The organism is Pseudoruminococcus sp. (assembly GCF_047012705.1).
Lineage (GTDB): Bacteria > Bacillota > Clostridia > Oscillospirales > Acutalibacteraceae > Pseudoruminococcus.
On record NZ_JBKXNW010000029.1, the window covers coordinates 1 to 9,979 of the forward strand.

Here is a 9,979-nt window from a genome sequence, read left to right on the forward strand (position 1 = left end):
GAGTTGCAGGGAGATTATTATATCCCTTGCCTTACTTTACCAACCGAAAAAGAACACAAACCTATCGGCTTATGGGGGCAGCGGCACAAACGCTACTTACAGGAACATAAACGGGCGGTTTACACCACGCTACTCACAAGCGGAAAATTGAACGGTTATCTTGCTGATATTGACGAACAGGCAGCGGAAATGATGTTTCGATTGGTCGAGCAAATGGCTGGCAAGGAGGGGGTAACCGAACAACTCAAAGCAGAAAACTCGATGTTGTGGGTTGGAAGAATGAACGAGATACAAGCAAGGGCAAGAGAAATCGTCAATATGGAAATTATTTACGCATAAAACAAAGGCGGCAGAGATTTCTTTCTGTCGCCTTTATTTGTAAAATTGTATTGAGTGATGTCGTATTACAAAGTTGATATTCTTTGTTTAAGCGAATAAAATATATATAATCTGCAATAAGGGGTATTATACTTGAATATAATTCGAGAGTGTCCTGTTCTTAAAAATTCAAAAAATATTGCACAGAAGGCTGAAAGCAAACAAAAACAGATTAGAAGAACTGAAAATGAATAAATTTTGAAATTTGTAAAAATCCCCCTGCGTAACATATTGCTTATGACGCTGCGTAATGAAATAAGATAGTGATGAAAGGAGGTGGAGGCTATGTCAAAATATACAACTGGAGAAATTGCAAAGCTCTGCGGTGTATCTGTCAGAACGGTACAGTATTATGATACCCGTAACATTCTAACACCCAGCGAGTTAACAGAGGGCGGAAGGAGACTTTATTCAGAAGAGGATTTAAAACGGATGAAGATTATCTGCTTTCTTCGTGATGCTGGCATTTCAATAAACAGCATAGGAGAGTTGTTGTCTGAACATGACCCTGGTAGTGTTATTTCCGTTTTGCTTGAACAACAAGAAAATATTCTGAAAGAAGAAATACATGAAAGACAAGTAAAACTTGATATGCTCGATGGTATTAAACAAGAACTAAAAACCATAGAAAATTTCTCCATTGAATCTATTGGTGATATAGCTTATGCGATGGAAAACAAAAAGAAAATGAGGAAACTACATGCTACCTTGTTGATTACAGGTCTTCCTATTAACATAATCCAATGGACATCTATTATTCTTTGGATAATTACAGGAATTTGGTGGCCGTTTGCTCTTTATGTTTTGGTAGCCATCCTATATGGAATTTGGGTCACTAAATTCTATTTCAAAAAAGTAGCATATATCTGTCCGCAATGCCATGAGGTTTTTAAGCCGAAGCTAAAGGAGGCTATTTTCGCAAGGCATACTCCTACTCTTAGAAACCTGACATGTACTTGCTGTGGGTATAAAGGCTTGTGTGTGGAAACCTATGGAGAGGAGGAAAAAGAATGAGTGAATTTATGGAATTACTTCCGTTTTTGCTTCCGTTGGCAATCGCAGAAATTGTTTTGTTGGGGTATACAATCTATCACATTTTAACCCATAAGAACTATAAAAGAGGCAATCGCACTTTGTGGCTTATTGTTGTGATTATTGGTATGCAGTTTATCGGACCAATTCTCTATTTCTTGCTTGGCAAGGAGGAATAAGATGAATGTACTAACAATACAAAACCTAATTAAGAGTTTTGGCAGTAAAAAAGTGCTTTGCGGACTTGAATTATCTGTTCAGGAACACAGCATTTTTGGGTTTATCGGTAAAAACGGAGCTGGAAAAACGACAACAATGAAAGCAATCCTTGGTCTTACAAAATGTGATAGTGGTGCAATCTATGTTATGGGAGAAAAAGTGCATTTTGGACAGACTAACACCAATAGGTATATCGGCTATTTGCCTGATGTTCCAGAATTTTATTCCTATATGACAGCGACAGAATATTTAACTCTCTGCGGTAATTTATGTGGAATGGATAAAGCAGATATTACAGCGAGAAGTACAGAGCTGTTGAAACTAGTTGGTCTTGGTCAGGAAAAACGGCGCATAAAAGGATTTTCAAGAGGAATGAAACAACGCTTGGGAATTGCACAAGCACTCCTAAATCGTCCAAAACTTTTAATCTGCGATGAACCGACATCAGCACTTGATCCAGCAGGGCGCAAGGAGATTTTGGATATACTTCTTGCAGCCAAAGAACAGACGACAATACTTTTTTCCACGCATATTCTTTCTGATGTAGAGCGTATCTGCACTGAGGTAGCTTTTTTGAATGACGGAAAAATTGCTATGCAAGGAACTATTGCAGAACTACGAAACAAGCAATCATCTAACGGATTTATTATTGAAATAGAGAAAAAAGAAGTTGCTGATATGCTTGCAGAGGCATTTAATGAACTTCAACATGCAGAGGAAAATGCGCTTATTTTTCAGGGAAACGAGAATCGTTTTTTTGATATGATGCAATATATTTCTGAAAACAGAATTCCTATACAAAAAATTGAACGATTAGAGCCTACGCTTGAAACTCTGTTTTTGGAGGTGACAAAATGAAATCTCTGTTAGCTCTTATGAGAAAAGAATATATGGAAGCTACACGAACGGGTAAAATTATGATTATTATATTACTATTTGTACTGTTCGGTATTATGAGTCCTGCGGTTGCGAAGCTAACACCATGGATGATGAAAATGCTATCTGACTCAATGGCAGAAAGTGGGTTGATTGTCACAAATGTTCAAGTGGATGCTTTGACTTCATGGACACAATTTTTTAAGAACATTCCGATTGCGCTGATTGCTTTTGTACTTATATTTAGCGATATATTTACTAAAGAATACAAATCTGGAACATTATTACTTGTGCTGACAAAAGGCTTGTCACGATATAAAGTTGTACTTGCAAAAACTGTGCTGTTGCTGTCAATTTGGACAGTTGGATATGAGATATGTTTTACCATTACTTATGGATACAATGAGTATTTTTGGGATAACAGTATTGCGAATAACTTATTTTTTTCAGCAACTATGTGGTGGATATTTGGCGTGTGGGTTATATGCCTTATTACTCTATTTTCATCATTGTTGAAGAATAACACAGGCGTTTCTTTGTGTATCGGAGGGACAGTACTATTGGCATATTTATTGAGTATCATACCGAAAGCAAAGTGGTATTCTCCTACTATATTGATGAATACCAACTCACTTTTGATGGGTGTAGAGGAAATAGACGCATATATAAAAGCTATAGTTATCACTGTTTTCTTGTGTATAGTATGCGTTGCTGTAAGTATTCCGATTATAAACAAGAGGCAGCTTTAAGTATGTGTATGAAGTATATGGATGCTTTGTCCTGTCTGCGGCAATAAAACCTGAACAATGATACAAGAAAATACTGAGATGAAAAACTTTCCTCTCTACTGTCCGAAGTGCAAGAAAGAAACAATCATCAATGTTCAAGATATGAAAATCACGCTTGCAGTCAGTAAATAATTATGTATGCCGCCGCTATGGGTAACGCCATAACGGCGGTTTTTTAATGCCTATCTGCTATCTCTATCAATGGATTTCTTACGCTGTTTTTGCGTAGGTTTCTGCTTGTTGCGTTCCTGTATCTCACGCAGATGTTTTAACACGCTCTGCTTTTCAGGCGGTCTGTGCTGTTCTTTAGCGGTGGCTGTTGGTTTCCTGCTGACTTGATATTCCCACTGGGCAAGGTCATGGTTATACTGTTCCACAACGCTTTCCATTTCTCGGAAAGTCCGCATAAATACCTGCACATCGGGATAACCGTCCCCTTTGAGCGTATCGGGGATTTTATCCAGCCTGTCGGCAATCTCCACTTCGGTTTCTTTGATTTTTACCTCCAACGCTTTTCGTTCTTTGCCTTTGAAAATTCCCTTTGTATTGGCAAGCTGCTGTTTCAACTGCGGCAAAACTTTATCCTGCAAGGTTTTGATTTCCCTTGCCCTATCCTGTACTTTTATCATCAGGTTTCTCATATGGCAAAACTCTGCCATATCAATGTCAAGCGTAGGCTTGGGTGGCATATCTTTCTCCCGAATAAGGTTTTGCAGAAAATCTTTTGCCTTTGCCACAATCCCACGGAACAGATTAGGAAGCCAGCCTTTGCTTTTAATTGACTGGCTTGCTTTTTCGTGTATCTCGGTCTGCTTGACTTCTAAAATCTTTGCTTCGGAAATACCCGATATGAGTGCCATATCCGCTGTCCTGTTCCATTCTTGCCTTGCGGCATTATCCGTTTCAATCTCGGCGGCTTTGGGATTGTTCTTACCGATTTTCTTTGTAGGGAGATAAACGCTGTTCTTATCAAATACCTTTAATTGCTGTTCAGGATTAGAGATATGTCGATTGATAAGGTCGGTGTAAATCTCCTTTACCTCCCGAAGAAAAGGCTCGCTTTTGAATTTATCATCTTTCACGGTAAAAAGGTGGCTTTCATAAATTTCTCCCTTTTTTATGACAGTGCAGCCTTTTCGTATCTGCCCGTCCTCCCCTGTGATTTCTTTCTTGGTGCGTACCCTTTTTCCCGTTTCATCATAGAACACGCTGCGTGTGGCTATCTTGATGTCAGGTTCAGGAAGCAGTTTTCTTTCGCTGAAGATAAGGTGGATATGATAGTTCGTCTTACGTTTGTTGTGGTGGAGGGCTGACACGCACTCCACACCATACCGCCTGTGGAACTACTCTGTAAAATCTTCAAGGACTTCCTGCGGCTCGTATCTTGTATATACTTCGGGCAGGGCGATAATCAATTCCCTTGCTTCAATACATTTGCCCTCTGTACCGCTTCGCTTAAATTCCTGCTGGCTTTCCCTTGCAAGGTTACTCCAAAATTCATTGTCGGCGGTGCGGTAGGTGGCATAAAGGTTTTCCTGCTTTGCGTGGCTTGTGATATAGGATATTCTTCCCTTGACATTGGATAGCTTCGACATCTGTATAAATGAATGTCTTGCCATATACTCCTTCCTCCCGTGACGGGCATACTCTTTTTGCAACCGAGAAATCGGTTGCCGCTGTTTCGGCGGCGTAAGCAGACGGACAGCGAAGAAAACAGTGGGCTGTTTTCTTCTGTATCATAGCGGCGGTGCATTGTCCGAAGCTGTGATACAGTGCCCCCTGCAAGGGCGAAATACCCAGAGTACAAATCGAAGATTTGTGCGAGGGGTGTATTTCGCTCTCAAACGCCGAGGGCTTGGAGAATGGTTATTCTACTTTGCGGACATCGTTTTCATTCAGCAGGTTTCTTCCCTGATTGACGCTCATAAATCGCTCTAAAGTATCCCTGCGGATAATCGCTTTTCTTCCGACCTTGAGGACGGGAAGTTTGCCCCAGTCTACCAACTTACGCATTGTATTTCTTCCGATACCCGTACATTCTGCTGCTTCTTCTATGGTTAAACCCATTTTGATGTTGCCCATTTTATCAACCTCCTTTCAAAACACGCATTTTGCAACTATGTATCTGTAATTATACTTATTTTGATGCCTCTTGTCAACTCGTTTTGCAACTTATTAAGAAATATTTTTGTCTATTATTAAATTTATGGTTGCAAAATAGGTTTTTCTGTGCTATACTATCAACAATAGGAGGTGAAAGCCTTGAAAAAAGAAATTACATTCACCGCAAAACAGGTCGGTGAACGAGTGAAAGAACGCCGAACAGAATTAAACTTAACAATGCCCGAACTTGGTAAGCGTGTCGGGGTAAACAAATCTACCATTCAAAGATATGAAGCGGACGGAGTAGACCCGAAGCGTACAATGATTATCAACGGGCTGGCAGAAGCACTCCTGACCACTCCCGAATGGCTGACAGGACTTTCCGAAGATAAGGAATATGACAGCCGCACTTTATGTGCAAGGGATATGGAGGAACATATCAAAAAATATCTTGATACGGTTTCTTCTGTGGTAAAGGGAGAACCGCACCAACAACTGCTTACCACATTCCTCGGAAAGATGATTGACCTCTATACGGTTATGACTTATCACTTTGCAGACGCAATGGCTGAGGTTGACCGTGTAGCGGAGGACGAGGGCTTAAAGCAGTCCTTACGCCGCTATGCGATTGAGTCAGGGGCGATTATGGAAAGGGTTTACCGTAAAGAAATGGAACTTCCTATCGAGAATATGAAGCAGTTTTTAGATGGGATTTTACATATCTACGATGAGGGACGCACCGCTGTAAAGATGGGCGACCTGTTCGGGATAGTGACAGCAGCCGAAGAAAGGGTTGCTGAAAAAGAAAAATTCCGTGGCACTTTGACAAGTGAAAATGCCGATTGACATTCATCGGCATAAGTGACACTATTACTTTACGCACACCATATGTCACAGTCCCGATTGCCACGGATAGAAAGGAGAAATTTATCTATGGCAAAAGGTTCTGTAAGAAAAAAAGGTAAAAAGTGGTACGCACGCTTCTATATCGAAGATGAAAGCGGCAGAAAAGTACAGAAAGAGTTTGTGGGAACAGAAAGCAAGTCTGAAACAGAAGCCCTGCTCAGAAAAGCAATCGCTGACTATGAGGAAAAGAAATTCGTTGCGAAGTCTGAAAACATCACAGTTGGTATGCTGCTCGATCTGTGGGTGGAGGAAGAACTGAAACCCGGCAATCTCAGCAATGGTACGGTAATGTCCTATCAGGGAACGGTCAACCGTATCAAACAGCACCCGATAGGAAACCGAAAGCTGAAAACCGTAACCGCCGACCATTTACAGGCGTATATAGACTTTCTCAGCTTTGGCGGTACAAATCCTGACGGTACAACCGCAAAGGCACTCAGCAAAGGGTATCTCCGATTGTTTTCGGCTGTTTTACAAGGGGCGTTCCGTTTTGCGGTATTCCCGAAAAGACTGATAACCTTTAACCCGATGCAGTATGTGGTATGGCGAGGAAAGAAAGAAGAATGCGAACTGTTCTCGGACGAGGACGGAGAAACTGCCTCCACACCAACGCTCAGCTACGAACAGTATCAGAGATTAGAGGACTTCCTGAAAAAGAAAAACAATCCTGCACTTCTTCCTATACAGATAGCCTATTATACAGGTTTGCGTATTGGAGAGGTCTGTGGTCTGACTTGGCAGGACATTAACCTTGAAGAACAATATCTGACAGTACGCCGCAGTATGCGTTACAACGGGGCAAGGCACAAAACAGAAATAGGGGCAACAAAGCGTAAAAAAATCCGCACCGTGGACTTTTGCGATACGCTTGCCGCAATCCTGAAAACTGCGAAAACAGAACAGCACAAAAACCGTTTTCGATACGGGGAACTGTACAGCCTTAATTACTATTTGGAGGTCAAAGAAAAAGACCGCACCTATTATGAGGTTTACAGTCTGCCGAGGTCGGAGGAAGTCCCAGAGGGGTACAAGGAATTATCCTTTGTCTGCCTTAGACCTGATGGGGCATTTGAAGCACCGAGTACGGTGGGGATTATGTGCAGGACAGCGAGAAAAAAGGTGGAGGGATTGGAGGATTTCCACTTTCATATGCTCAGACACACCTATACAAGCAATCTGCTTTCAAACGGTGCAGCACCTAAAGATGTGCAGGAACTTCTCGGACACGCTGATGTCAGTACCACAATGAACATTTACGCTCACGCTACAAGGGAAGCGAAGCGTACTTCCGCAAGACTGCTGGATAAGGTAATCGGCGGAGAATAAAAATTTCCCTTGTTTCGGCTCATAAGGGCAAAAACAAGGGAAAATACATTAGGTTTGAACATTTAGTAGGCGATATGCCTTGAAAATACAGGGGTTATAGAGGATTGAATAGATAAATCGGAATTTGTTGATTTAGTAAAATCAAATTTTCTTCACTAGGAGGTGTTTATATATGGCTGATATTGAATTTATTAGATGTTCTGGGACAAATGAAGATTTTATTGAGAACTGTCAGTTATTAGATATGGATTTAGATAGGCGAGTAGGAAGAGTTATTAAGAGAGATAAATATAAACAGTATAATCAGCTTGATGAGATAAAAGAGGTTGTAGTTGTGTATATTGATGGAAAAGCCGCTGGTGCTGGAGCAATTAGAGAATATCAGTATGGTGATATCGACAATGCAACCGAGTTGAAAAGATTGTTTGTCAGAGGCGAATTCCAGGGAAAAGGAATAGGAACCAAGCTAGTTCTTGAATTAATCGAGTGGGCGAAAGAACTAGGATATAGGAAATTGATTCTTGAAACTGGAGAATTGCTACAAGAATCGTGTCATGTATATCGAAAAGTAGGATTTAATAAAATGGAAAATTATGGTCCTTATGTTTCAATGCCAGAATCATTGTGCATGATGAAAGAATTGTAACGGAAAAGAACTCGACAACTTCCAGTTTGTCAATTACAGGTGACATTGAAAGAGTCAGCCCATTCAAGGTGCTGGCTCTTTCAAAAATTCCATTCTAATAAATTGCATGATAAGTTAGAGTAAAAATGAATACCCATTAGCCGGAAATGAATAGAAAATGAATAAAAGTGTGGTGTTTCGTATAATTATGAGTTAGTATACATCAGACACACTTTTGTAAAAAGGGAGAAATATTAAATACGGACTATTTGGAAAGAGCAGAGTTTTATATCAGGGAGCATCAGGACAATATCGTGATTGCAAAATTAAAGACGAACAAGCCTCTGACAGAAAACGATATTGACAGTCTGGAAGAAATTCTTTGGAAAGAAATCGGGACAAAACAGGATTATGAAAATGAGATTGGGAAAAAACCGCTGGGAGAATTTGTCCGTGAAATTGTTGGACTGGATATGAATGCGGCAAAAGAGGCGTTTTCTGCATATCTGTCTGATACCAATATGGACAGCAGACAAATTTATTTTGTCAATCAGATTATTGAATATATTGTACATAACGGAATGTTAAAAGACCTTTCCGTATTGCAGGAATCCCCGTTTACCGATCAGGGCAGTATCGTCGATATTTTCACTGATCTGTCCGTGTGGATGGGGATCAGAGGAGTCATCGATCAGATCAACGCAAACGCAGCCGCATAAGGGTATCACAGGATTTCATATTACAAAAAATACAGACACAGGAGAGGAACAACATGGATAAACACAATTATTCCGCACCCGTTTCGCTGAAAAACATTCAGGTGACGGACACCTTTTGGAAAGGGGAAATGGAGCTCGTACGCAAGGAGGTGATCCCGTATCAGTGGGATGCCTTAAATGACCGCGTGGAGGGCGCGACACCGAGCTTCTGTATGCACAATTTCAAGGCTGCAGGAAAGCTGAACCGGGAAAAGAAAGAAAAAGGAAACACATTTATTGCGCCGAAGTATACCTATCGCGGCTTTGAGGTGTTACCGGAGGATCAAGCAGTTAAAGATGACGAATTTTACGTTTGTGTTCCAGGACAGCGATTTTTCGAAATGGATCGAGGCGGTTGGTTATTCTTTAACGCAGCATCCCGATCCGGAGCTGGAAAAAATCGCGGATGGCGCGATCGATATCGTCTGCGCCGCACAGCAGGACGACGGATATCTGGACACCTACTATATTTTAAGTGGTCGTGACGCGACCTTTACGAATCTGAAGGACCATCACGAGTTGTACTGCTTCGGACACCTGATTGAAGGGGCTGTGGCATATTTTCAGGCGACTGGCAAGGACAAGCTGTTGAAGGCGGCGGAACGATTTGCAGACTATGTGGCGGCAAATTTCGGTACGGAAGAGGGAAAGCTTCACGGTTATCCGGGACATGAAATCGCAGAGATGGCCCTTGTGCGGCTTTATGAACTGACCGGGAAGGAAAAATACTTAAACCTTGCCCGGTATTTCGTGGACGAGCGCGGAAAGCGTCCCTACTACTTTGATCAAGAGCATCCCGAAGAAGTCAAAAAAGGGCATGAGGACGAGCTTCGTTATTCCTATTATCAGGCGCATCTGCCGGTGCGCAAGCAGGACGAGGCGTTCGGACATTCCGTGCGTGCGGTTTATCTATATTCCGGCATGGCGGATGTGGCGAGGCTGACAGGTGAGGAAGCGCTGTATGAGGC

14 protein-coding genes are annotated in these 9,979 nt (G+C 41.5%); 11 read left to right on the top strand and 3 right to left on the bottom strand.

Annotated features, from left to right (window positions below):
- The 6 genes from ACLU24_RS13930 to ACLU24_RS13955 all read left to right on the top strand — a co-directional run.
- Nucleotides 1-339 (top strand): TnpV protein (locus tag ACLU24_RS13930; RefSeq protein ID WP_412613272.1); only part of this gene is annotated, 339 nt, incomplete at its 5' end.
- 324 nt (nucleotides 340-663) lie between these two features.
- On the top strand, nucleotides 664-1,392 hold the full coding sequence (locus tag ACLU24_RS13935; RefSeq protein WP_005360914.1) for a MerR family transcriptional regulator: 729 nt from the start codon (nucleotides 664-666) through the stop codon (nucleotides 1,390-1,392).
- Nucleotides 1,389-1,589, top strand: a complete 201-nt coding sequence (locus ACLU24_RS13940) for a PLDc N-terminal domain-containing protein (RefSeq protein WP_005360913.1) — start codon at nucleotides 1,389-1,391, stop codon at nucleotides 1,587-1,589. Before ACLU24_RS13935 ends, ACLU24_RS13940 begins: the two co-directional genes overlap by 4 nt.
- A gap of 1 nt (nucleotide 1,590) precedes the next feature.
- Nucleotides 1,591-2,487, top strand: a complete 897-nt coding sequence (locus ACLU24_RS13945) for an ABC transporter ATP-binding protein (RefSeq protein WP_005360910.1) — start codon at nucleotides 1,591-1,593, stop codon at nucleotides 2,485-2,487.
- A complete protein-coding gene (locus ACLU24_RS13950) occupies nucleotides 2,484-3,254 on the top strand; it encodes an ABC transporter permease subunit (RefSeq protein WP_005360908.1) in 771 nt (256 codons plus the stop codon). The genes ACLU24_RS13945 and ACLU24_RS13950 overlap by 4 nt, the downstream gene beginning before the upstream one ends.
- A gap of 57 nt (nucleotides 3,255-3,311) precedes the next feature.
- Nucleotides 3,312-3,425, top strand: coding sequence for a cysteine-rich KTR domain-containing protein (locus ACLU24_RS13955; RefSeq protein WP_228775907.1), 114 nt, complete (start codon nucleotides 3,312-3,314; stop codon nucleotides 3,423-3,425).
- 50 nt (nucleotides 3,426-3,475) lie between these two features.
- Here the strand turns inward: ACLU24_RS13955 and ACLU24_RS13960 are convergent, their stop codons facing one another.
- The 3 genes from ACLU24_RS13960 to ACLU24_RS13965 form a co-directional block, all read right to left on the bottom strand.
- Entirely contained in the window at nucleotides 3,476-4,618 is a 1,143-nt protein-coding gene (locus tag ACLU24_RS13960; RefSeq protein ID WP_475495312.1) for a MobA/MobL family protein, read from the bottom strand.
- An 18-nt stretch (nucleotides 4,619-4,636) separates the two neighbouring features.
- Nucleotides 4,637-4,912 carry a hypothetical protein gene (locus tag ACLU24_RS14670; protein WP_475495313.1) on the bottom strand — a complete coding sequence of 92 codons (276 nt, stop codon included), beginning with the start codon at nucleotides 4,910-4,912 and terminating at the stop codon, nucleotides 4,637-4,639.
- A 247-nt stretch (nucleotides 4,913-5,159) separates the two neighbouring features.
- A complete protein-coding gene (locus tag ACLU24_RS13965; protein ID WP_022358410.1) occupies nucleotides 5,160-5,375 on the bottom strand; it encodes a helix-turn-helix domain-containing protein in 216 nt (71 codons plus the stop codon).
- A 171-nt stretch (nucleotides 5,376-5,546) separates the two neighbouring features.
- Here ACLU24_RS13965 and ACLU24_RS13970 point away from each other — a divergent pair, with 171 nt between their 5' ends.
- From ACLU24_RS13970 to ACLU24_RS13990, 5 genes are all read left to right on the top strand, one after another.
- Nucleotides 5,547-6,242 carry a helix-turn-helix domain-containing protein gene (locus ACLU24_RS13970; RefSeq protein WP_257340771.1) on the top strand — a complete coding sequence of 232 codons (696 nt, stop codon included), beginning with the start codon at nucleotides 5,547-5,549 and terminating at the stop codon, nucleotides 6,240-6,242.
- Between the two features lie 87 nt (nucleotides 6,243-6,329).
- Nucleotides 6,330-7,628: a tyrosine-type recombinase/integrase gene (locus ACLU24_RS13975; RefSeq protein ID WP_117541451.1), complete on the top strand. Its 1,299-nt coding sequence runs from the start codon at nucleotides 6,330-6,332 to the stop codon at nucleotides 7,626-7,628.
- Nucleotides 7,629-7,800: 172 nt separating this feature from the next.
- On the top strand, nucleotides 7,801-8,274 hold the full coding sequence (locus ACLU24_RS13980) for a GNAT family N-acetyltransferase (protein ID WP_117961367.1): 474 nt from the start codon (nucleotides 7,801-7,803) through the stop codon (nucleotides 8,272-8,274).
- A gap of 248 nt (nucleotides 8,275-8,522) precedes the next feature.
- Nucleotides 8,523-8,972 (top strand): type I restriction-modification enzyme R subunit C-terminal domain-containing protein, encoded by a 450-nt coding sequence (locus ACLU24_RS13985; protein WP_412613277.1) that lies wholly within the window; start codon nucleotides 8,523-8,525, stop codon nucleotides 8,970-8,972.
- A gap of 336 nt (nucleotides 8,973-9,308) precedes the next feature.
- Nucleotides 9,309-9,979 (top strand): beta-L-arabinofuranosidase domain-containing protein (locus ACLU24_RS13990; RefSeq protein ID WP_412613279.1); only part of this gene is annotated, 671 nt, incomplete at its 3' end.